This is a genomic window from Polaromonas sp. P1_E12, from assembly GCF_056405975.1.
Genome location: NZ_JBFUBB010000002.1, coordinates 483,493 through 506,852, shown reverse-complemented (window position 1 = coordinate 506,852; position 23,360 = coordinate 483,493). Strand labels below are relative to the sequence as shown.

At 60.8% G+C, this 23,360-nt stretch carries 15 protein-coding genes and 1 riboswitch; of the genes, 12 read left to right on the top strand and 3 right to left on the bottom strand.

Features of this window, described 5'->3' with window-relative positions; all coding sequences use genetic code 11:
• Positions 1 to 107 precede the first annotated feature (107 nt).
• The 3 genes from trhA to AC1D13_RS08205 all read right to left on the bottom strand — a co-directional run bounded on the left by trhA (position 108) and on the right by AC1D13_RS08205 (position 8,292).
• Positions 108 to 785: a PAQR family membrane homeostasis protein TrhA gene (gene trhA / locus AC1D13_RS08215; RefSeq protein ID WP_477665720.1), complete on the bottom strand. Its 678-nt coding sequence runs from the start codon at positions 783 to 785 to the stop codon at positions 108 to 110.
• Positions 782 to 3,640: a DUF349 domain-containing protein gene (locus tag AC1D13_RS08210; RefSeq protein WP_477689333.1), complete on the bottom strand. Its 2,859-nt coding sequence runs from the start codon at positions 3,638 to 3,640 to the stop codon at positions 782 to 784. The genes trhA and AC1D13_RS08210 overlap by 4 nt, the downstream gene beginning before the upstream one ends.
• Before the next feature lie 455 nt (positions 3,641 to 4,095).
• Positions 4,096 to 8,292, bottom strand: a complete 4,197-nt coding sequence (locus AC1D13_RS08205; RefSeq protein ID WP_477689332.1) for a DUF748 domain-containing protein — start codon at positions 8,290 to 8,292, stop codon at positions 4,096 to 4,098.
• 786 nt (positions 8,293 to 9,078) lie between these two features.
• Here AC1D13_RS08205 and AC1D13_RS08200 point away from each other — a divergent pair.
• The 12 genes from AC1D13_RS08200 to AC1D13_RS08145 all read left to right on the top strand — a co-directional run bounded on the left by AC1D13_RS08200 (position 9,079) and on the right by AC1D13_RS08145 (position 23,360).
• Positions 9,079 to 9,963, top strand: coding sequence for a lytic transglycosylase domain-containing protein (locus AC1D13_RS08200; protein WP_457280255.1), 885 nt, complete (start codon positions 9,079 to 9,081; stop codon positions 9,961 to 9,963).
• Between the two features lie 139 nt (positions 9,964 to 10,102).
• Positions 10,103 to 10,232, top strand: a riboswitch (ZMP/ZTP riboswitch).
• 44 nt (positions 10,233 to 10,276) lie between these two features.
• Positions 10,277 to 11,521: a serine hydroxymethyltransferase gene (gene glyA / locus AC1D13_RS08195; protein WP_477665717.1), complete on the top strand. Its 1,245-nt coding sequence runs from the start codon at positions 10,277 to 10,279 to the stop codon at positions 11,519 to 11,521.
• A 100-nt stretch (positions 11,522 to 11,621) separates the two neighbouring features.
• Positions 11,622 to 12,071, top strand: coding sequence for a transcriptional regulator NrdR (gene nrdR, locus AC1D13_RS08190; RefSeq protein ID WP_457280253.1), 450 nt, complete (start codon positions 11,622 to 11,624; stop codon positions 12,069 to 12,071).
• A 107-nt stretch (positions 12,072 to 12,178) separates the two neighbouring features.
• Positions 12,179 to 12,805 (top strand): GspH/FimT family pseudopilin, encoded by a 627-nt coding sequence (locus AC1D13_RS08185; RefSeq protein ID WP_457280252.1) that lies wholly within the window; start codon positions 12,179 to 12,181, stop codon positions 12,803 to 12,805.
• Positions 12,796 to 13,395, top strand: a complete 600-nt coding sequence (gene pilV, locus AC1D13_RS08180; protein ID WP_457280251.1) for a type IV pilus modification protein PilV — start codon at positions 12,796 to 12,798, stop codon at positions 13,393 to 13,395. Before AC1D13_RS08185 ends, pilV begins: the two co-directional genes overlap by 10 nt.
• Positions 13,392 to 14,393 (top strand): PilW family protein, encoded by a 1,002-nt coding sequence (locus AC1D13_RS08175; protein ID WP_457280250.1) that lies wholly within the window; start codon positions 13,392 to 13,394, stop codon positions 14,391 to 14,393. The genes pilV and AC1D13_RS08175 overlap by 4 nt, the downstream gene beginning before the upstream one ends.
• Complete coding sequence (locus tag AC1D13_RS08170; protein WP_477665716.1) at positions 14,393 to 15,076, top strand: pilus assembly PilX family protein; 684 nt, start codon at positions 14,393 to 14,395, stop codon at positions 15,074 to 15,076. Before AC1D13_RS08175 ends, AC1D13_RS08170 begins: the two co-directional genes overlap by 1 nt.
• 8 nt (positions 15,077 to 15,084) lie before the next feature.
• Positions 15,085 to 20,160, top strand: a complete 5,076-nt coding sequence (locus AC1D13_RS08165; RefSeq protein ID WP_477689331.1) for a pilus assembly protein — start codon at positions 15,085 to 15,087, stop codon at positions 20,158 to 20,160.
• Between the two features lie 5 nt (positions 20,161 to 20,165).
• Positions 20,166 to 20,672: a type IV pilin protein gene (locus AC1D13_RS08160; protein ID WP_457280247.1), complete on the top strand. Its 507-nt coding sequence runs from the start codon at positions 20,166 to 20,168 to the stop codon at positions 20,670 to 20,672.
• Positions 20,673 to 20,777: 105 nt separating this feature from the next.
• Positions 20,778 to 21,326, top strand: a complete 549-nt coding sequence (locus AC1D13_RS08155) for a hypothetical protein (protein ID WP_477689330.1) — start codon at positions 20,778 to 20,780, stop codon at positions 21,324 to 21,326.
• Positions 21,327 to 21,368: 42 nt separating this feature from the next.
• Positions 21,369 to 22,469 (top strand): bifunctional diaminohydroxyphosphoribosylaminopyrimidine deaminase/5-amino-6-(5-phosphoribosylamino)uracil reductase RibD, encoded by a 1,101-nt coding sequence (ribD, locus tag AC1D13_RS08150; protein ID WP_477665713.1) that lies wholly within the window; start codon positions 21,369 to 21,371, stop codon positions 22,467 to 22,469.
• Positions 22,470 to 22,709: 240 nt separating this feature from the next.
• Positions 22,710 to 23,360 carry a riboflavin synthase gene (locus AC1D13_RS08145; protein ID WP_477689329.1) on the top strand — a complete coding sequence of 217 codons (651 nt, stop codon included), beginning with the start codon at positions 22,710 to 22,712 and terminating at the stop codon, positions 23,358 to 23,360.

The following is a 23,360-nucleotide window of genomic DNA, read 5'->3' as shown; positions in this document are numbered from 1 at the left end:
GCGCAAGAGCCGCATTGCGCTCGCGGTTTATATGAAAATCGGCCTCTAAACCAATAGAGGTAAGCGCAAGCAGCTATATTTTTAATAGCAGCTGCAGGCCGGGAATTTCAACCGGCGTAATACAGCACCGCCACAAAATGGCACACCGTACCGGCCGCGACAAACAGGTGCCACACAAAGTGGCCGTAGCGCAACCGTGAATCGGTGGCAAAGAAGCCGACACCGAGCGTGTAAAAAAGCCCGCCGGCCACCAGCCAGAAAAGCCCCCAGCCTGGAATCAGCTCCAGCATCGGCTTGATGGCGATCACGGCGATCCATCCCATGGCGAGATAGAGGATGGTGGACAGCCGTGGCCAGCGCACGCCCGCGAAGGCTTTGACGGCCACACCGGCCAGCGCCATGGCCCAGACCAGGCCGAACAGCGTCCAGCCCCAGGGCCCGCGCAACACGCCCAGCGTGAATGGCGTGTAGGTGCCGGCAATCAGCAGGTAGATGGCGCCATGGTCCAGGACCTGGAACACCCGCTTGGCACGCATCGCCCGGATAGCCGGCAAGGCGTGGTACAGCATCGAGGTGAAATACAGCACCACCATGGTGGCGGCAAAAACGCAGACTGCCGCCACATCAAGCGCGTCACCGTCGCGCGCGCTGGCGATGACCAGGAAAGGCGCCGACACCAGCGCAGCGAGCAGCGCGAGACCGTGGCTCACGCTGTTGGCGATTTCCTCACCCAGCGTCTGTTGCCGCTCCTGGGGCAAGGCCACAGCAGCGCCAACCTCGCTCATCGCTTGAGCAATGCCTTCAGCACGTTCTGCACACGCCTGGCGTTGCCGGCGTCAAAGTCAGCAGCCAGCACCTGGGCGGTGTCTTCACCCCAGGTTTCAGCCGGCGCGGGGGCATTGCGCTTGGTCAGCAGCTGCAGCTGCAGCATGCGGCGCGCACTGATGTGCTCGGCCGGTGTCGGCAGCTCGGCGGCGATTTCCAGACGCAGCAGCGCTTCGGAAGCGTCCTTGCCCGAGGGCGTGCTGACGGCTTGCACCCAGCGGTTGCGCACGGCCGGCGCCACGGCTTTGCCGAGGTCCTGCGCGCTCGGCAGTTGTGCGGGGTCGCGCTTTTCCCAGGCGGTCAACAAGTGCGTCAGCACTTCACCGTGCGCCTGCATCGCGAGCTTCTTGAGCGCCTGGTTGGCGGCCTCAAAGGCTTCGCGCTGGGCGCGGAAGGCGGCATCGCCCAGGCGTGGGCCGCGCTCTTCGAATGCAGGGCGTGCATTGCGGTCGCCACGGTCTCCCCGATCATGACCGCGCGGGCCGCGGTCATCGCGGCCTTCCCGGTAAGGCTCAAACTTGTTGTCGGTGCTCTGGCGCGGGCCGCCGGGCTTGCTGCCCGGGCGCGAATCCTTGCGGTCGCCAAACTTGCCGCCGCGTCCGGCCGCTGCGGGCTCAGGTTTCTTCATGCCCGGGCGGTCGTCCCCGCGCCGTGCCACCACGGGTTTGGGTGCGGGCTTGGGCGCGGGTGCCGGTTCGGCAGGCGCACTCGCCGGCTCGCTGGATTCGGCAAATTCGGTGGCCGCCGCTTCGCTGGCGGCTTCCGTGGCAGCAGGTGCATCTGCTACGTTTTCTGTAGCTGCTTGCGCAGGTTCCACGGGCGCTACAGCCTCATTTTCTTTCAAAACCGGGACAGCGTTCGCATCAGCCAATGCGGCTTCGACCGACGGCGCCGCTGGGGCAGCAGCAGGTACCGCAGCCGGTGCGGGCACAGGCACCTGTCCGCGCACGATGGCTTCCAGTGCCTTGGCAGCCGCGTGGATCTTCTGCACATCACCGCTGGCGGTGGCGGCTTCAACGGCCTTGGATGCGTCCAGCACCATGCGGTCGTATTCGCCCAGCGCCGCAGCGGCTTTTTCGCGTTCGGCAGTCTTGCGCTGGAAGGCATCGTCGATGGGTTTGCGGAAGGCGTCCCACATCTTTTGCTCTTGTTTGCGCTCGACCGGCACGGCCTGCGCTTCATGCTGCCAACGCTGTTGCAGCGACTTGACGGCGTCGATGCGCAACATCGGCTCGGCGCCCAGCACATTGGCTTCTTCAATCATGGCCTTGCGGCGTGCAATGCTGTCGTGGCGCGCAGCGGTCAGCGGAGCGTCTGCGGCGTCCATCGCGGCTTTCCATTGCGGCTGGATTTCGGCAAACGCCTTTTCACCCAGATGACCGGCTTCACGCCATTTTTCGACAAAGCCATTGAGGCTGCGGATGTGGTGCTTCCAGTCGGTGTTGCCCTTGTTGGCTTCGGCCCAAGCCAGCACTTCGTCGATCAGCAGCTTGCGCTCGGCCTTGACGGTTTCGCTTTGTTCTTTGACCTTCTCCAGCCAGGCCTCAACAACCTTGTGCGCTTCGTTGCAGGCATCGTCAAAACGCTTCCACAGCGCGTGGTTGGGCGTGCCACCCTGGTCGCTGGTCTTCCACTGCTCGCGCATGGCGCGCAGGGCTTCCTGTTGCTTGCGTCCGCCCAGCGGCTTGGCCACCAGGGCCTCGGCTTTCACGACCAACTCTTCGCGGATCTGGTCGGCGCGCCAGCGCTGCCAGCCTTCGAGTTCGCCGGCAGCCGTCAATGCGGCGTGCGCGGCGGCTTCGAGCTTGCTGTCGATGTTGCGGATATGTTCCTTGAGCGCATGGCGCAGCTCGGCCGCTACCTTGGGGGTGGACTTGCCATGGCCTTCGGTGACTTCGTGCTCAAGCCGTGCCAGCGCTTCCTGCACGATGGCCGACGATTTTTCGCGCATGTCTTTGAGCACGGCCGGGTCGATCTTGGCCTTGGGCGCACGTGCAGGCTGCTCACCCGCTGCAGGGGGCAGGCCACGCGCGGCGCGCAGCTCGTCGGCCCACACCGGCACTGCGGGCAGCGGCGCCGCCGTATCTTCAGCAGCCTTCTGGGCCTGCGCGAGCGCACCTTGAAAGGCCTCCCACACGGCCAGCAACTGCGCGCGAGATGCGTCGAGCAGCGGAGGGAACTTGGCGTCCACACTGGCCCAATTGGCGTCGTGCGTGATGTCATCGGCCTGCGACTGCCAGTGCGTGACGTCACCGCGCAGGGATTCGAGAGCCGCTTCGGCATCACGCCAGGGCTTGAGCGACAGCACTTCGGTGCGCTGGGCCAGCAGCACGGCGGCTTCGCGCTGCACCTGGGTGCGGTGCTGCAGGTCTTCAATGGTCTTGACACGGTCGGCCAGCTGCACTTTCAAACCGGCCAGCGGCTCTTTGGACAGCGGCGCGCCGGCCTTGGCGGCGTCGCGCTGCCAGGCCAGGGCGTCGGCCAGGTTGAGCTTGGGCACGGCCAGCAGCGCCTGGGCTTTTTCGGCCCACTCGGCGGCCACGGCCTCCTGGCCCTTGCTGCGCTTGAGCTCGTCGAGCTTTTCTTTCAGCGGCTTGGCGGCGCCCTTGTCGCGGTTGGCCAGGTCCTTGTAGACCTCGGCCATCTGCTCTGCCGACGGCTCAGTCGCCAGCCAGGTGCGGATGCGCGCCGTGCGTTCACCGGATGTGGGCGCAGAGAAAGCGCCGCCGGTCAGGCCGTCCAGCGGATGGGCTTCAGCCTGCTTGGTGGTGGGCGTTTTCACGGCGGGGGTTTCAGGTTTGGAAGATTTAAACATGGGAACGCAAGGTCAAAAAATAAGTGCCACCAGCCGCAAGGCTCCCCGGGGAATGGAGGACTTTGCGGGCGGCAGCGGGTGTTGGATTGGATGGGGGGCCGGCGCCGCAACCCGTGTTGCGCGCCCAGGCCCAAAGGCCCCATAAAAGCTTTATCAATAAAGCACTGACGCTATTTTCGCTGTTTTAAGAGCCTGTTCATGATCTATTTGGGGCCACGCAGGCATTTTTTCGGGATGGGATGCAAGGCGCGGTGCGCTGCCAATAGCCCCGCTATTGGCGAGCAGCGCAACGCCGCAGACCGCCCGAAAAAATGCCTGCCCTTCGGGTTGGGGTGAAATCGGGCGATTTGGCGCCCCGTTCCCTTGCATGGGCAGTAGCCCATGCGGCGGGATCCGGGCCACCAACTCATCCCGATTGCACCCCAACGTGGCCTCAAATAGATCATGAACAGGCTCTAAGGCATCGCCAAATTCAGCTCCGCGCGCGGTGTCCATTTGGCCTCCGGCGGCACGGCTTTGGCGGCCCCCAGAAAGAGCCTTTCAGGCGGTAAATCGCGCGAAGCCAGGTAGTCTTTCACCGCCACGCCGCGCTGCACGGCGAGCTCGCGCATGGCGTCGTCATTCACTTTAATGTCGGCCAGCAGCAGCTTTTCCATCTCGGGCACGGGCAGGTCTTTGGCCAGGCCGACCAGGTTGCGCGGCTTGGGCATGTCGGCGCGTTTATAGACTTCCTTGAGCAAGGCCGGATATTCGGCCGGGCTGATGCTGACTGCCGCCGTCGCGGTGCCGCCCTCTTTGGCCGTGGCGCGGCGCTTTTCAGCGCGCACCAGGGCGTCGAGCCGCTCGCGTTTGAAACCGTCGCGCTCGGCGTCGACACTGCTGGTGCCCACCACGGTGAGCCGCAGCGATGGCCGGTCAACCAGCGCCTTGGCCACCTTGTCGAGGCCGGCTTTAGCCTCCGGGCCCAGCTCGGCGCTGCCGGCGGCAAAGCCCACGGTGCTGAGTTCTTCCCCGCCGCCGCCCAGCGCATTCGCCAGCAGGCTGAAAGGCGCGGTGATGGCTTTCACGATCACGTTGAGGATGACCTTGACGATGATGGGCCCGAGGCTGAACTGCGGGTCATTGAGCGAACCGCTGATGGGCAGGTCGATGTCGATCACGCCGTTGCGGTCGGCCAGCAGCGCCACCGCCAGCTTGACCGGCAGGCTGGCCGTGGAGCCCTCCACCTTGTCGCCAAAGCTGAGCTGGTTCAGGATGACCTTGTTGGTAGCGGTAAGCCGCCCGTCGGGTTGCACCACATAGCCCACGTCCACGCTGAGCTTGCCGCGGTTGATGCCGTAACCCGAGTACTTGACCGAGTACGGCGACAGCGGCGGCAGCTCAAGGTCGCGCACCTTGCCCTTGATGTCGAGCGCCAGCGGCTTGGCCAGCGGGTTGAGCTTGCCCAGGATTTCCAGCGAAGCCGTGCCTTCGGCGCGCCCGCGCAGCTCGAGGTCGGCCATGTTGGGCACGGTGGCCGTGGTACCCGGCACGGTGGGCGCCACCGATGAAAAAGCACTGAGCTTGCCGGTCAGGTCGCTCAGGTCGGCCGAGTAGTTGGGCTTGACGAAACGGTCGGAGAACAACACCTTGCCGTTGATCAGGCTGATCGGTCCGAAGTTAACGATGGGCGGTGGTGAGCCGCCAGCCGCCGCGGCGGAGGCCGTCGGGCTGACCGGCGCTGTTGACACGAATTTTGAGCCTTTTTGGCCGCCAGACGGCAATGGCTGTGCGCCAGCAGCTATCGTTTCAGTAGCAGATGAAGCTTGCGGTGAAGATGACGCCGATGATGGCGAAAGGGCCAGGGTGGCCGTTCCGCCTTCCGCACTGGCGGCCACGGCGTCTTTGCCGGGCTTCACCAGGTTCTGCAAATTGATGCGGCCATCGGGCAGGATGATCACGCGTGCAAAGAAGTCGGTGAGCACGGTTTCCCGCACGTCCACCCGGGTGGCTTTGGCCGGGTCCAGCGCCACATTCAGGCCGCGCAGGTTCAGGGCCTTCCACGCCAGCAGGTCTTCGCTGGGCGCCAGCGTGTTGGCCCTGAATTCCTCCAGCGACACATCACCGGCCACCTGCGCCTGCGGGCCGGCCGGTGTCTGCCGGTAAGCCACACGCCCCTTGAAGCTGGCATCTGCGCGCAGCAGTTCGATGTTGAGCACATCGGCAAGGTAGGGCTCGAAGGCCTGCACCGGCAGCCTGTCGACCACCAGCCGGCCCTGCGCCTGCACCGGACTCAAGCCGAGATTGCCGTTGAAGTCGACCTTGCCGGGTTCAAACCGGCCGGTGGCCAGGCGCAGGGAGGCAGTCAGCGGCATGGGTTTGGCAGCTTGCGCCTTGGCGTCCGGCCTGTCGTCCAGCACCAGTCCGCCCAGCTGGGCTTTGGCGGCGGTCACTTCAAACGCCACCGGCTTGCTACCCGACTGGTCGGAAAACGACATGGCGCCGCCGTCCAGCTGCACATCGGCAATGGCCACGGCCCATGAAGGCGCCGCCGCGCGTGTTGCCGCGTCGGTAGGGGGCGGCGCCGGCGTTGCGGTGCCCGGGCTCGCCATCCAGCGCTGGTACATCCAGCGCTTGTCGGTGTCGCGGTCGACTTTGGCTTTGGGCTGGTCCAGCTGCATTTTGGCGGCCTTGAAGGACTGGCCTGTCACGTCGATGTCAACCTGCGCGAGTTCGACACGCTTGACGGACACCAGCGACACCTTGCCCTGCGCCAGCAGGATGTCGCTGACAGCCAGTTGCGGGGCGGTGACCTGCAACTGCTGCGGCTTGTCACCGCTGGGCGCCTGCCAGTTCACGCCGAGCTGGGCGTCCAGTTGCCCGTTCAGCGCCGGCAGCAGGAACTGGCCGACGTATTTGGCGGCCATGCCCAAGGGCCAGGCGGCCACGGTGGCCGTAGCCTGGGCGGCCTGGTCGGTGGCTGTGCCGCTAAAGGTGAGCAGCGCCGGTGTTGCAATCGCTTGCGCAGTGGATGCCGCAGATGAGGCCGATGTTTTGGCCGGTTGTTTGGCGCCGGTTTTTGCCGGCGCGGGTGCCGGCGCTATGGCTGCTGGCTCCAGTCCCAGCGAACCATTGAACCGCAGGGGCGCGTTAGCCGCAAAAGGCATGGCGATGCCGGAGGCATCGAGCGTCAGCCCAGCCAGGCGGATGTCAGCGGGTGAGGCCAGTGATTCGTCCAGCCAGTTCATACGGCCGGCACGCACCGCCACGCGGGCGATCTGCACTTTCCAGGGGGCGGACGAAGGCGTGGTTTTAGTTGAAGGTGCAGACGCCGGGGCGCCAGCCGAAGCCGCACCGGCAGGTGCCTGGGCTTGAATATCGGAAGAGTTTTGGCCTGTAGCCCTTTCTGGCTGTGCGCCACCAGCTCCTTTTTTAATAGCATCCGGCGCAGGCGACAGCAGATTCAGCCGCCCTGCCCGGTCCCGGGCGAGGGACAACGTGGGGGCCGTGAGCTCCACCGCAGACAGTTTGACGAACTGCTCCAGCGGGCGCACGTCGTCCATCGTGATCTGCAGGCGCTCAAAGGCCAGCAAGTCGGCGCGGGCCGGTGGCTGGGCTTCGCCGTCTGCAGCGCGCTTGCCGGATGCACCGGGTTTTGCAGCCCGCGCCGGCGCCACAGCCGGCGACTGCCCGACCGTTTGCGCAGCCAGCACACGAACCTTTTCCGCCGTCACGGTTCCGGAAATTCGCACCACCGTGGCGGGTGTCTGCTCAAACGCGACTTTGGCGTTGGCATGCAGCACCGCGCTTTGCAGCCTGAAGGGCAGGCTCGCCGGCCAGTAGGCCAGGTAAGGGTTCAGGTCAAAACCGCGCAGCGTGAAGGTGGCGTCGGTTTTGTGGGTCTGGGCAAAGGGCGTGCCTTCGGCAGCGGTGTCAAAGCTGCTGCCATTGAGCTTGAAGGCCAGGTGCGGCGAGGTTTTGACCTCTCGCTGGGATTTGAGGTTGCTCAGGAAAGGCACCGACAGGCCCAGCTCCCGCAGTTCATGGGTCTTGCCGACGGACTGGTCGGTGAAGTCCATGCGCCCGCCGCTGACGACGATGTTGTAGACCGCGAACTTCGGCGGGTCGCCGGCAGGGGCATCTGCGGGTGTTTTGAAGCGCTCCAGGATGTCGTCGATGTCGTAACGGCCCTCACCTTGATGGGTAAGAAACGCGATGGGTTCGTCCACCTGAACAGCGTCGGCCACTGGGGCGAGGCGAAGCAGGGACTCCAGCTCTGCATCTATATATAGGCGCTTGACGGAAAACTGGGGCGTTGCCTGGGGAGAAGCTGCCGAAGCGCCACCCACAGGGCCGGCACGGGCGATGGCCAGGTCGCGAAGAGTCAGTTCGAGCGACCAGGGCTTGAAGTCGACCTCGCCCACAGTGACCTGCCGGCCCAGCTTTTCAGAGGCGATCTTCTCCAGTTGCGATTTGAGGATGGGCGGCACGGCCGCATAGGCCACCACCCACAACACCACCAAGCTGCCCACCGCCCAGGCCGCGCGACGCTGCCAGAGCGGCGACCGGCCCACAGCGGCCGCCCGTGCCGGCAGGGTTTTGCCGATTTCCCGCCAATTGGTCTCGCGCCAGTTGAATTCCTGCCATTTTTTCTTCAAATCTTTGATTGCCATAGCCGTCGAGTTTTTAGCGCCGGGGCCGCCAGGTCAATGATTTATTTGAAAAAGACGGTCAACCGAAGGGCATTGAAGCCTGTGAAAAGCGGCGCCTCCAAAGAAAAAACCCCGGGCAGTTAGACCGACCGGGGTTGACGGCGGGCGTTTATGCTCATGCCGTCGGGTTTCCGCAAAGAAGAGAGTTATCGTCTCCAGTGCGATGAAAGCAAGTGATTGCTTCCAGATTTTCCGGGGTTGGTTACCCGGTTGATGCGTGAGTGAACACGCAATTGCAGGTTAAACCCCTGCCGTCCCGCAAGCAAGACCATCTTTTCAATCACAGCGCAGGATGTGATTGCCGCTGCCTTTTTGTGTGCTCCCAGGCAACCCAGGCCGGCCGCAGGCGCCGATCCGGCGACTACATGCAACATGGAAAACGGCCTACAACCGCAGCCGCGAAAGGCTGATCGCGCTTTTTAGAGGCAAAACTTAACTTAGAGCTCCATCTCAAATAAAGCCCGTAAACACCTTGATTCAGGCCGGTTTTGCCGGAAATCAAGGTTTTTATTTGACTTTTTGATATAAAGAATTGATTTGTTATTATTGACAGGTTATTAACCAACCCCATAGAATCCCGCCAGTCCCACGAATCCTAGGGACAACCCGAACCCGCTGCCCTATTCCTCAAAGAAGCCGGCAACGTCAAACAAGGGTCAACACCCACAAGGCTTGCCTTGGTTTGATGGCGACCCAATCAAAGCCTGCCTGGCCCCCAAAGGGCCTGCAAGCGTAGAAAGGAGTGCTATGACAGCGCTAGGACAATTCGGCCTTAACCTGAATGTCAACGCACACATCAAGAATGTGCGAAGCAGTGTTTCAAACATTGTTGATGACATCTCCCAAGGCTTTTTCGAGATTACCCACAACAGCTTCGCCCTTCTGGGCCTGGCGGTCGTGTTTGCGGTGATCACCCTGACAGCCCGGCCCGACTTGCGTCAGGCCGGTGAATTCAAGCTCATGACCTGGCTGCAGCAGCGCCAGGAGGCTGCCATCGGTTTTACCGAGCCGGCCGCTATTGAGCGCGCCACGGCGTCCAACCCGAAAGACCTGCCCGCCCAACAGGCGGCAGTGGCCTATTGGCTGAGCAAGAAGTACGGCGTCGCGCCCGAGCCGCTGAGTGTGCTGGTGGCCGAGGCCTTCGAGATCGGCCAGAAAGCCAAGCTCGACCCCACCCTGATCCTGGCCATCATGGCGATCGAGTCCGGTTTCAACCCGTTTGCGCAAAGCCCGGTCGGCGCCCAGGGCCTGATGCAGGTCATGACCAAGGTGCACCACGACAAGTACGACAACTTCGGCGGCAAGCTGGCGGCGTTTGACCCGGTGACCAACCTGCGCGTAGGCGTCAAGGTGCTGCAGGAATGCATCGCCCGCGCCGGCTCTGTCGAGGGCGGCCTCAAATACTATGTGGGCGCAGCCAACATGGACGACGACGGCGGGTACGCCGGCAAGGTGATGGGCGAACATGCCCGCCTGCTGGCCGTGGTGGCGTCTGCCTCCAAGCGCGGTGCGCCCTCGCCTTTCTTCACCACACCCGGTGGCACGTCGCGCCCGGTACCGGCCTCCCTGCCGGCCACACCCGACGCTGAAGGCAAGACGCCTGACAAGGTGGCGCTGCTGAACCAGTCCTGATTCGGCCGCTTTGTGGGGGCCTTTTCACCCCATGCACTGCCAAAAAGCCGGGCCGCTGCCAGCGCCCCGGCTTTTTGCTTTTCGGGCTGCAGGTGAAGAACCCCGGAGGCGGCAGGTTTTAGGCGCGCTCAGTTACACTAGCGAGGTGCGCGACTGGCGATAGGCTCAAGGTTTTCGCAACCATTGGAGCTGACGTGGGACACCACTGGGAAGCGCACCGCTGAAAGCCGTTGGGCCGAAGCGTTCAGCCGTTCGCCTGGGCAGCCCTTGTTTCATTCATTGAATAGCAGGGACCACGTCTTTAAGGACTGCCATGTACCACCGCAACATCCTGGTCGAACAAACCGATCCCGAAATCTTCGCCGCCATCCAGGCTGAAAATGCCCGGCAAGAGCACCACATCGAGCTGATTGCCAGCGAAAACTACGCCTCGCCCGCCGTCATGGCCGCGCAGGGCTCGCAGCTCACCAACAAATACGCCGAAGGCTACCCCGGCCGCCGCTACTACGGCGGCTGCGAGCACGTGGACGTGGCCGAGCAGCTGGCCATCGACCGCATCAAAACCATCTTCGGCGCCGAGGCCGCCAACGTGCAGCCGCATTGCGGTGCTTCAGCCAATGAGGCCGTGTTCCTGGCTTTCCTCAAGCCCGGCGACACCATCATGGGCATGAGCCTGGCCGAAGGCGGCCACCTGACGCACGGCATGGCCCTGAATATGAGCGGCAAGTGGTTCAACGTCGTCTCTTACGGCCTCAACGACAAGGAAGAGATCGACTACGACGCAATGGAGCGCAAGGCTCACGAGACCAAGCCCAAACTGATCATCGCGGGCGCGTCGGCTTACAGCCTGCGCATCGACTTCGAGCGCTTCGCCAAGGTGGCCAAGGCCGTCGGCGCGATCTTCATGGTCGACATCGCCCACTACGCCGGCCTGGTGGCCGCAGGCGTGTATCCCAACCCGGTGCCGCACGCCGACATCGTGACGTCGACCACACACAAGAGCCTGCGCGGCCCGCGCGGCGGCATCATCCTGATGAAGGCCGAGCACGAAAAAGCCATCAACAGCGCCATCTTCCCAGGCCTGCAGGGCGGCCCGCTGATGCACGTGATCGCAGCCAAGGCCGTGGCCTTCAAGGAAGCCATGGCGCCCGAGTTCAAGGCTTACCAGCAGCAGGTCGTGAAAAACGCGCAGATCGTGGCCGACACCCTGACGCAGCGCGGCCTGCGTATCGTCAGCGGCCGTACTGAAAGCCACGTCATGCTGGTCGACCTGCGCGCCAAGGGCATCACCGGCAAGGAAGCCGAAGCCGTGCTGGGCAGCGCCCACATGACGATCAACAAGAACGCCATCCCGAACGACCCGGAAAAGCCGATGGTCACCAGCGGCGTGCGCATCGGCACCCCGGCCATGACGACCCGCGGCTTCAAGGACGAAGAAGCCCGCATCACGGCCAACCTGATCGCCGACGTGCTGGACAACCCGCGCGACGCGGCCAACATTGAAGCGGTCCGTGCCAAGGTCCACGCCCTGACCAGCCGTTTCCCGGTCTACCGCTAATCATGACGGGCAGCGCGGACACTATGATTTTGATAGCTACCCGCGCATGTCCTGATTGGGCTGGAGGCCGATTTATGCCTTCAAACCCGGACCAACCCTGATGAAATGCCCTTTTTGCGGCCACCTTGAAACCCAGGTCGTAGAGACGCGGGTGGGTGAAGACGCCGAGTTCATACGCCGCCGCCGCCAGTGCGGCGCGTGTGAAAAGCGCTTCACAACCTATGAGCGGCCCGATGTCACCTTCCCGTCCATCGTCAAGAAGGACGGCAGGCGCATCGAGTACAAGCGCAGCAAAGTCCTGGCGTCCCTGAACCTGGCGCTGCGCAAGCGGCCCGTCAGCACCGAGCAGGTCGACTCGGCGGTTGAACGTATCGAGGAAAAGCTCCTGAGCCTGGGGCTGCGGGAAGTGCCGTCCAACCGTATCGGCGAGCTCGTCATGCGTGAACTCCGCAAGCTCGACAAGGTCGCCTATGTCCGCTTTGCGAGCGTCTACCGCAGCTTTGAGGATATTGACGAGTTCAAGACGCTGGTGGACGAGGTCCGGCGGTAGAAATCGCTCGCGGCGCAGAAAAGCGTCCTGTCCGCTACCAGATTAGTGGTAGCCAGAGTCCGACAGCCGGAGCCTCGCGCGACAAACCCGGTTCCTATACTCACGACATGCGAATGACCGTGTGCTCAACATCCTTACGCCGCCCAGCCAAAGCGGCCCCGCGCGCTTGCAACGCAGGCTTCACCATCATCGAAATCATGGTGACAGTTGCTGTTTTAGCCATGATTTTGGCCATAGGGCTGCCTAATTTGAGGCAGTTTGTGGTGCGAAACCAGGCTGGCGCCATCGCAGCCGAATTTACCAATGACATATCGCGTGCGCGGGTTGAGGCGATCAGCAGAAATAACTGCGTCACCATCTGCATGTCAACCAATACGTCAAACGCATTGACCGGCGGTACCCCCACGTGTGCAACCGCAGGGAGCAACTGGCAGACTGGCTGGATAGTTTTTTCCAACCCCAGCTGTAGTGCTACCCAAAACAACCCGACAACAGTCGGTTCAAGCCTGATTTCCGTGCGCCAGACCGGCAACGAAAGCTTTGAGCTGGCCTCTAGCGGATCGGATCGGCGCATGACCTTTGACTCGCGAGGGCTCGCTGCGGGTATTCAATCCAACTTCACGCTTGCCTATATCCTGGAAAACACCAGCAGTCCGCACTACCGGTCTATTTGTATCAGTTCTGCAGGTCGAGTGAGCGTTAAACAATATGCGGGAGTCAGTGCATGTCCATAAGTCGCCAGCGAGGTGCAGGCCTGATCGAGGCCTTGATCGCCATGCTTATCCTTTCCATCGGTGTGCTGGGCATGGTTGGCATGCAGACAGCCTCTCTCAAATTTGAACAAACCGGATGGGTGCGGTCAGCACTGTCGTCCAGCATCAGCGGCTTTGCGGACCGCATCAGGGCAAATGCCAGTGCGGTCGAGACTGATTACAGCTTCTCCCGGACCTATGCCGCCGAACGTGCATCCATTGATGGAACCCCAACCTACCTGAACCCGGCCAAAGATTGCAACACTGCAACCTGTACCCCGACCGAGCTGGCGGCCTATGACCTCGCTGTCTGGCGTCTTGACCTGAACAGCCAGCTGCCGGGCGCGGTGGGCATCGTGACGTCGACCGGAACCAAGGGCACCAACCTGCGCTTTCTGGTGACAGTGGCCTGGTATAGCAAGGACAACCTGGATGGCACGACTCTGCGTTCCCCCGATTCGTGCACAGCCACTACAACAGGCATCGCGTCGCGAAACTGCTGCCCCGCAGCGCTGGGCACCTCTACCGCCCTGGCCGGCGTGCAATGCGCCAATCTAGAGATGATTCCATGAAAACACTTCACACCGGAAGGGCGCAAGCGCGCTACCGCCAGCGCGGTTTGACACTGATCGAACTGCTGGTCAGTCTGGTCATCAGCCTGGTGCTCGCCCTCGCGGCAGCGGCGGCCTACCTGGGGACTCGCGCAACCGCCACTGCTTCCGCCAATATGGCGATGCTGAACGAGACCGGCAAGCTTGCGCTGGACATGGTTGGCCGGGACCTTCAGATGGCGGGCTTCTATCCCGCGATCATGGCCACCACCTCCGCGGCGCCCAACTTGTTGGGCAAGTTCAGCAACACCAAAAACTCAACGGCTCCAGCCTACGAGCAAGGGTTGTTTGGATGCGATGGCGCGGTATTCAACCCGACCACCAGGACTTGCGGTACCACCGTAGCCAACGCACCAGACTCGGTCGTTATCAACTATTTCGCCATGCCCGAGCTGGACGCGAGCACTTTTGGAAATGGGTTTGACTGCCTCAGGCAAGCAGTTTCACTTGACCCGAACAATGCAGGCCAGATCACCGCAGGACTGCCGCGCTACGTGTCCAACCGCTTTGGCCTGGTCGCCACCAGCTATACGGCCCAAGGGGTCGGCAGTACCACCCGAACAGTGAACACCAAAAGCCTGGGATGCAACGGCAATGGGAAAAACCCGGAAGACACTGTTTATCAACCGATTTTTGAAGGCATTGAAGACATGGTGATCCGGTATGGCGTGGCTGCCGGGGTAACCAGCCTGTCTCCTGAGACCTACCATACCGCTGCCGAAGTGACCGCATTGCCCAAGGTCGGAGATTTGACCTCGTGGCAACGCGTCACTGCGGTCAGGGTGTGTTTGCTGACCCGCACGCAGGAAAATTCACGCACCCAGGACAAGGCCGGCTCCTTGCGCAGCTATGCCAATTGCCGGGGTGCCAACGTCACCTATACGGCCTCGGACCGCACTATCTACAAAAAGTACGAGCGCGTGTTTGCCATTCGCAACAACTTGACAGGTATCTACTAATGCGAGCCGGCATACCAATCACCGCCCCACGCCTCGAAAGAGGAGTGTCCCTGCCTGTGGTCTTGATGTTCCTGCTGGTCATCACGATTCTCAGCACCATCGGCATGCGGCGCGCAACCACCGGTGAAACGCTCTCGAGAAATCAACTCGACTATGAAGTCGCCCGCCAGGCAACAGAAGCCGCACTGCGCGACGCAGAACGGGACTTGCGTTCGCTTGTACCCACGGTACTCCCCAATGCCCTGTGCGCGCGCAACGACGACAGGCCCGTAGGAGGAGCAACCAGGGCGCCGAACTTCGACAATACCTGCCCCAGAGGGCAATGCCGGTTCGAACGGACGTATTACGACACGAGCAACTACACCACCGTCACCAACCCTGAACCCTGGTGGCCGACCATCAACGGGAAAAAAGGACTCTGGGAGGGGCCACCTGCTTCGCCCAGTGCCAAACCAAGCGATGCGTTAGGTGTCGGCACCAATTGCACCTTTACCGGCGCAGTACCTCTGGGCACCTTTACCGGGGTCCCGAGATTCGCCGGCGTCGCACGGCAGCCTGAATACCTGATTGAGTACCTCGCCGCAGGCAACGACAAAGTCATGCGCATTACGGCCCGTGGTTTCGGTGCAGATCTCAATACTGAAGTTGTGATGCAGACTTATTTTCGCCCCTACATGAAGTGAGAAAATCCATGAAAAAAATCATTACTATTGCCGGATTTTTACTTGCAGCGCTCACTTCGCAAGGCGTGGCATTCGCGCAGGCACTGACTCCGGCCATCCCGCCAAACATCGTGACCTCGACCCCGAGGCCCATGATCATGCTGAACATGTCGAAAGACCATCAGCTTTTTTACCGGGCGTATGACGAGTTCTCGGATCTTGACGGCGACGGAATCCCCGAAACCACCTACAAGCACAGCTTCAATTACTACGGGTATTTCGACTCCTATAAATGCTATAGCTACAGCGGCACGACAAACCGCTTTGCGCCCGTCAGCACCAACACGGACAAATATTGCACGGGCAACTGGAGCGGCAACTTCCTGAACTGGGCCACCATGACCCGCATGGACGTGGTGCGCAAGGTGCTGTACGGCGGCTTGCGTTCCACCGACACCAATGCACTGACCATTCTGGAGCGTACCAGCCTGCCGACAGATGCCCATTCATTCGCCAAGTATTACAAGGGCGACGACCTGGATCAGCTTACGCCTTTTACGGCCAGCCAGCTTGCGGCTTCGAGCGTCATCAGCAACGACAACACCAATAACGCGCGGCGCCTTATCGAGTTTGCGTTCAATTCCAATAAGGCTCACAAGAACGGTCCCGGCACCGCGCCAGCGGCAGCCATTGCCACCACTTGCCAAACTCTTGTTGAAACTTACTATGGCGGTGCAACCAATGCCCCCCCTCAGTACAACTGTGTGACGCATTCCGTCGCCCAGGCCACCACATTCAATGTCGAGGTCGGCGACCAGATCAGGGCGGTGTACACGACCACGCCAGCCCAATACATGGAAGGTGTCGCGGTGGCCGTAGACCCTGCCTGGATCACCATGGTGATCACGCCAACGGGTTATGTCGGTGCGACCGCTGGAACACCTACGCTGACCATCAAGCAATGGACCATCCAGAACCTGACCCAGACTTCTGCCACCATCTGCAATACCACGCTGGGTGACAACCTGACCGCCAACTCGCCGTTCAATACCAACACGGCAGGCAACGGCGATTCCCACACCAATGCCAACCCGCCCTTGATGCGGATCGCCAAGGGCGACTACCAGCTCTGGAATGCCAATGAGCGGTGGCAGTGCCATTGGAGTGGAGAAAAAAGTGCCTCCAACGGTAACAACGTAGGCGTCACCGGATTGGGATCCGGCTCCAGCAATCCCACAAAGAGCACGGCGGGAGTCATCATTGGCACCACTGGCCCTGACTTTATCGTGCGGGTCGAGGTTTGCGCATCGGCGCTGCTGGGTACCGAAAATTGCAGGCAATATCCGTCCGCCAATTTCAAGCCAATCGGCTTGCTGCATGAGTACGGTGAAGGCAACCTTGCCGAATTCGGACTGATGACCGGCTCCTTTGCCAAAAATATCAGCGGCGGTGTCCTTCGAAGTAATTTGCAGACATTTCGCAATGAAGTGAACTACACCACCGATGGCACGTACACCGCCACGCAGGGCATTGTTTACACCATCAACAAGTTGCGCGTTTATGGGTATCGCTATAGCGACGGTACCTATATCGGGGACGGCAACTGTACTTTCCAGCTGACATCACTGACGGACAACCAGTGCACCAGCTGGGGCAATCCCATGGGTGAGATGTTCACCGAAGCGCTTCGCTATCTTGGTGGATTGTCGGCAAGCGGTACTTATGACTACACACAAACAGGCTCAAAAGATGCCGCCATGGGGCTGCCAAAGCCTGCCTGGATTGACCCGGTGAACCGGGCCAACGCCGCCGCCAAGACAGCTGCCGATGCCATTTTCGGCCAGGGCCAGTGCCGCGCCATCAATGCCATCAACTTCAATGCCAGCGTGACGTCTTATGACAACAACACGAGCACCCAGTGGAGTCCTTTCGCCACATTGCCGGGCAGCCCAAGCCTGGTCAACATGATCAATGTGATTGGTACGGATGAAGGGATTCATGGCAACAAGTTTTTCATCGGGAACAATGGCACCACAAACGATGGAACCTGTACCGGCAAGACAATTTCCACGCTGGCAGCAGTAGACGGTCTGTGTCCTGACGCCCCAACGTATGCAGGCTCGTATGCGCTGTCTGGTGCGGCCTATTGGGCCAGAACCAACGCCGTGCGAACACCGACTGCCGCGCAGCTGGTTGCCAATCCGGATGCATTCAAGGTCAAAAGCTTCTCGGTCGCGCTGTCGCCCGGAAAACCCCGCATTGAAATTCCGCATCCCACCATTGCGGGTCGCAAAATCATCATCCAACCGTCCTATCAATTGCTTGTGGGTGGCGCTGTTGGCGGTGGCACCCTGGTGGACTTCCGGGTGGTCGGTACCCCCACAGCTACGTCCGGAAAGTTCCTGATCATCTGGGAAGACTCCGAGCAGGGTGGTGACTACGACAGCGATGCGTCCGGCATCCTGCGCTACGAAGTCGTGGGCAACAAGGTCTACGTCTACACCCGGGTTTTTAATGCTGCGTCACTGAACCCCCAGGGGTTTGGATACACCATATCGGGCAGCACCAAAGACGGCGCGCACTTCCATTCCGGCATCTATACCTACAACTTCACAGACAGCACCACGCTGACAGTGAAGAAGGCGGATGGTACCGTGCACCCCAACATCAATACATCGGGCGGCTGCAACAACTGCGAAGTGAACCAGGAAGAAAGCCGGGCTGAATACGATTTTGGAACAGCGACGGCAGCACAGTTGCAAGATCCGCTCTGGCTTGCCGCGAAATGGGGCGGATTCAGTAAAAATGAAAACGTTACCGTACCGCCATCAGTCCCGAAAATTTACTTCGAAAAACCCACCACCGACAAGGCCAACTGGGATGTGAAGAAGCTGGATGGCACGTCTGGCGCAGATGGCTTCCCCGACAACTATTTCCTGGCGATTCGCCCAAGCGAGCTGGAAAAAGCATTGCGCGCCGCCTTCAGTGCCATCGTGGGAGCGTCCAATACTGCGCCCGCTGTCGCTTCTGCACAGATCCAGACCGGCAGCCTGAAATACCTGGCCAGCTTTGACGGCGATGATGGTCATGGAGAATTGCTGACATTCATCGTCAAGCCGGACGGTGACTTTGATATTCGCCTCAAGAGTGACGGCACACTGGACCGGACGTACTATTACTGGGACGGCCATACCAAATTGACGGCATCCACCACTCGCCAGGTCATTACCAATGTCGGGAACTCAACCGGCACGCCGTTTACCTGGGCTGCACTGTCGAATGCCGTCAAAACCACCGCAGTGGGCGGTACCGATGCAACGGCCCAAGCCAAGCTCAACTGGCTGCGGGGCAGCCGGGTTGACGAAGCCCCGACAGGCCTCAGGTTCCGCAAACGCAACGCCAATTCCATCATGGGCCCCGTCGTCAACTCCAACCCCGTGGTGACGTCCAAGCCCAATGCAGACTACTTCGGCACTGTCTTTCCGGGCTACGGTACGTTTGTCACGGCGCAAAAAGACCGCAAAAACATTGTCTGGCTTGGCGCAGGTGACGGCATGTTGCACGGTTTCGACGCTTCCACTGTTGCATCAGTAGGCGGTACACCCATCATTTCGTACGTGCCACAACTTATTCATTCCCGCCTGCAAGATTGGGTGGACCCTGCCGGCGAAAAAGTCCAGTCATTTATGGATGGAACGCCCTACTCCGCAGATGTATTGCTGGGATCCACGATCACCAATGCGACAGCGCCGGGCTATGACGCACTGGCCCCTGCGGCTGCATGGAAGACCTATCTGTTTGCATCTTTGGGGCGCGGCGCGAAAGGCATCTTTGCGCTTGATGTCACGGATCCCACTACATTGACGGAAACGAATGCAGCGAACGTCTTCAAATGGCAGTTCTCTGAAGCAGACGACAGCAGCGGCGACCTCGGGTACAACCTGGCGCAAATGGGCACCACGAATCGTTCAAGTGAACAAGCCGGCGCTGTTGCCAAAATGAACAATGGCAAATTTGCCACGATTGTTCCGAACGGCATCAACAGCACGAACGGATCGGCGGCGCTCTATATCCTGTTTGCAAATGGCCCATATAGCGGTGTCTGGACGCCCGGCGTGAATTACGTCAAGCTGGTGGCTGCCGCGGGGCCCAGCAATGGATTGTCGCAAGCCACCTGGGTGGACACAAACAATGACGGAGTCGCGGACGTCATCTATGCGGGCGACCTCAAGGGCAACCTGTGGAAGTTCGACGTTTCGAGCCCTAATCCAGCGCTCTGGAAGGTTGCTTATGCCAATACGGATGGCACCAACAAACGGCCGCTGTTCATCGCCAAACCCACGGACGCATCGGTTGACCGCCTGCCCATCACGTCTGCCCCAGAGTATCGGTTCCATCCATTGGGTGGTGTGGTGGTGAACTTCGCCACCGGCAAATCCGTCGTCAGCTCCGACTTCCCCGACGGTAGCGGTCGCGTTCACGGGATTTTTGGCATCTGGGACAAACCCCTCTATTCCAGCGCTGCCTACATTGCCGACCCTACATTGCTCGACAACACGACGACCGGCCTTCCCCGCCTGCGGACGCAGCTGGCAGCCCGCACATTCGTACGCATTACTGTGGATGACGCGGACCCCACCAATGGCATTCTGGGCCAAGGTTATGTGACTGGCGCAGCCATGGACTGGACAAACAACAAGGGCTGGTACATCAATTTGCCGGACACCTCGGAAATGGTGGTGAGTAACCCGACCATGAGCCAGGGCCTGCTGGCTACTGTGTCTATCGCACCGGCGGCCACGAGCAGCAACATCTGCTTTAGTGGACCGGCTGCCTACATTACCTTTGTAGACCCCATCACCGGCCTGTTGAACACGGGACTCTTTGGCACCATCACGATTGGTGGAGTCACCTATAACACCGCATCCATCAAAATCACCGATCAGCGAGTCACTGTATCCGGGGATGCAACCACTTCCCAGTGCGCGTCGGGCCAGCTCAATTGCACACGTATTATTGGTGACACCACCGATGAAGGCGGTAGCTCAAACAATACAAATGCGCGAATTTACTGGCGCGAGATCCCCTCCTTCAAGACCAGGTAAATCCTATGAAAATTCTTTCTCACGAAACTACAAGGGAAAATCGATTGTTCGGCATTGCCCATCGAAGCAGAGGCTTCACGCTGATTGAGCTGATGATCGTGGTCGCCATCATTGGCCTCTTGAGCGCTGTCGCACTTCCGAGCTACAAGGAATACGTGGCAAGAGGACGCAGGGCTGAAGTCCGGACTGTGCTCCTTGAAGCATCGCAATGGATGGAGCGCCACTACACGGAAAACATGAAATACGACAGCAATACCGCAGGTACCCTCGTGGCCGATTTGTTTCCGGGAAATTTGAAGCAATCACCTCGTGATGGCGGCGGTGCCTACACCATCGCTGTATCTGCCGCGGCGGCAAGAACTTATACCGTCACCGCGACACGCAGCTCACCCGGTCCGATGTCTGCCGATAAATGCGGCGACTTCCAGATTACGAATACGGGGGTGAAAAGCAACGTTAATTATTCAGGGTATTCATCTGCTCTGGATGCCGCCACTTCTTGCTGGAAATGATGCGCCCAGCCATGCCAACCGGTGAAACATAAGACGGGAAGAGGCCTATCTCAACGGACGTGCTGGGTTCTTGCGGCAACCGTTTCGCTACTTATGCACGGTGGCTTGCTGTTATTGGTATCGCAATCTATCGAAAAGCCCAGAAAAACCTCGGCAGCGATAAGCCCGGTTAAGCGCAACATGGTCGCCCGGGTGATATCCGGACCCAGCAACGCTGCTCAGGCGGAGCCGACCGAACCCACACCCGAGAACTCCGCCGCAACAAGCAAGCCATCGCCTGTTGAAGGTGTGGTCACGCCCAGCCAGGTGCTTTCCTCCACGAGCCCGAGAAAACCGGGTATGTCTGACCTTCGCTTTTTTGACATTGAAGAGGTAGATCAACCTGCCCTTCCGATGCTCGACTGGAATTTCCCTGAGAAAATTGCAGCAAGCCTGAAACTGCGTCGTCTGGTCATAGAAATATGGATTGCAGAAGATGGCCGTTTGCTGGATATGAACATCATTTCTTCGAGACCGGAAATCAGCCGGAGCCAGCAGGCCCAGATCATAGAGTCCCTTATGCAAACGAAAATGAACCCCGCGACAAGACAAGGGAATATAGTCGCCAGTCGAAGGGTTCTCGAGATGGGCTTTGCCTCCGAGTCAAACCCCTGATCCTCCAGTTCCCCTCCCAAAATCTGAGCCGTTAGAAAATCCATGAACCTTTTGATGCTGCAGACCTTGCGGGTGTCCAAAGAAGCCCTGTACCTCAGCGCTCCAAACCCTCGCGTTGGTTGCATCTTGGCAGATTCAAGTGGGAACAATATTCTGGGAACGGGACATACCCAGCAGGCAGGCGGCCCCCACGCCGAAATCATGGCCCTGCGCGATGCAGCGAATAAAGGCCACTCGGTCAAAGGCGCCACCGCCTATGTCACCCTCGAGCCCTGCTCTCACCACGGGCGAACAGGCCCCTGCTGCGATGCGCTGGTCGCTGCTGGTATCAAAAAGGTGGTTGCATCGATAGCGGACCCCAATCCTCTGGTGGCCGGCCAGGGATTTGAGCGCCTGCGGGCCGCTGGCGTCGAAGTGGAGGTCGGGCCGGGCGCCGGGGAGTCCAGGGAACTGAATATCGGCTTTTTTAGCCGGATGGTCCGCAAAACCCCCTGGGTCCGCCTGAAAGTTGCCGCCTCACTGGACGGCACCACAGCGCTGGCCAACGGCCAGAGCCAGTGGATCACCTCGCCTGAGGCGCGGACCGATGGCCATGCGTGGCGGGCCCGGGCCTCCGCAGTGCTGACGGGCATCGGGACCCTGCTTGAAGACGACCCGCAGCTGGACGTCCGGCTGGTGGAAACGCCGGTGCAACCCTGCCGCGTGATTGTCGACAGCCTGCTGCAAACACCGCCTGGCGCCAAAATATTCCGGTCGGGCGGCCCGGTGTGGATTTATACCGCCACCCGGAGCTCACCCCAGGAAGCCGCGCTGGTCGCCAAGGGCGCGACGGTCACCTGCCTGCCCGACGCCCGGGGAAAAGTGGACCTGGCGGCCATGATGAAAGACCTGGCGCAGCGCGAAATCAACGAACTGCACGTCGAAGCCGGCAGCAAGCTCAATGCATCCCTGATCCGCAGCGGGCTGGTGGATGAATTTCTGGTTTACCTGGCGCCCAGGCTGCTGGGGCCGGGCCAGGGCATGGCTGCCCTGGAACCCTTGCAAACACTCGCCAACGGGCTCGAACTGCAGTTTGTGTCTGCCGAAAGGATTGGGCCCGACCTGCGTATCGTCGCCCGTGTGGCGGGTCGGGACGCTTTTTAGCGCGATGGTGGGCACCGGCCTGCCCGGTGAACGCAGACGAAACATCGCCCGGTCGCTATAAAAATAATAGCTGCTTGCGCTCGTCAATATTGGGCTACAGCCATTTTCCTTTGAATAAAGACGGCTAAACCGGCCCGCGAATCCCGCGCAAGCCCTGTGAATCACGGCTGAACGCCCTCTTTTCCGGGCCTTTGGCGCCGTCCGCGCCGCCGCACCCGGAATCCCTGCGAAAATGGCACCATGTTTACCGGAATCATTACCGGCTTGGGGCGCATCGTCGCCATCCAAAGCCTGGGCAGCTCTTCAGACCACGGCAAGCGCCTCACCATCGAGGCGCCTGCGGGTTACCTTGATGACGTGGGCCTGGGCGACAGCATCGCCCTCAACGGCGCATGCATGACGGCCACAACACTGGACCTTCCCCTCAATCGCTTCACCATCGACATTTCCGCCGAATCCCTGGCCAAGACCACCGGCCTGGCAGAAACCGGCCCCATCAACCTCGAAAAAGCCCTTCGTGCGCACGATCGCCTCGGCGGCCACATCGTTTCGGGCCATGTTGACGGCATTGGCAGCGTGACGCATTTCGCCCAGGTGGGCGAAAGCTGGGAACTGCGCATTCGCGCCCCGCGCGAGCTGGGCAAGTACCTGGCCTACAAGGGCTCCATCACCGTCAACGGCGTGAGCCTGACCGTCAACCGCGTCACCGACCTGGCCGACGATGCGGGCGGCACGGAAATCAGCATCAACCTCATTCCCCACACCGTGCAGAACACCGCGCTGGGCCGGTTGGCTGCAGGCTCCGACGTCAACCTCGAGATCGACCTGATCGCACGCTACGTCGAGCGCATGCTGGGCGACACCCATAACAACATCCCAAAAAATCCCTGA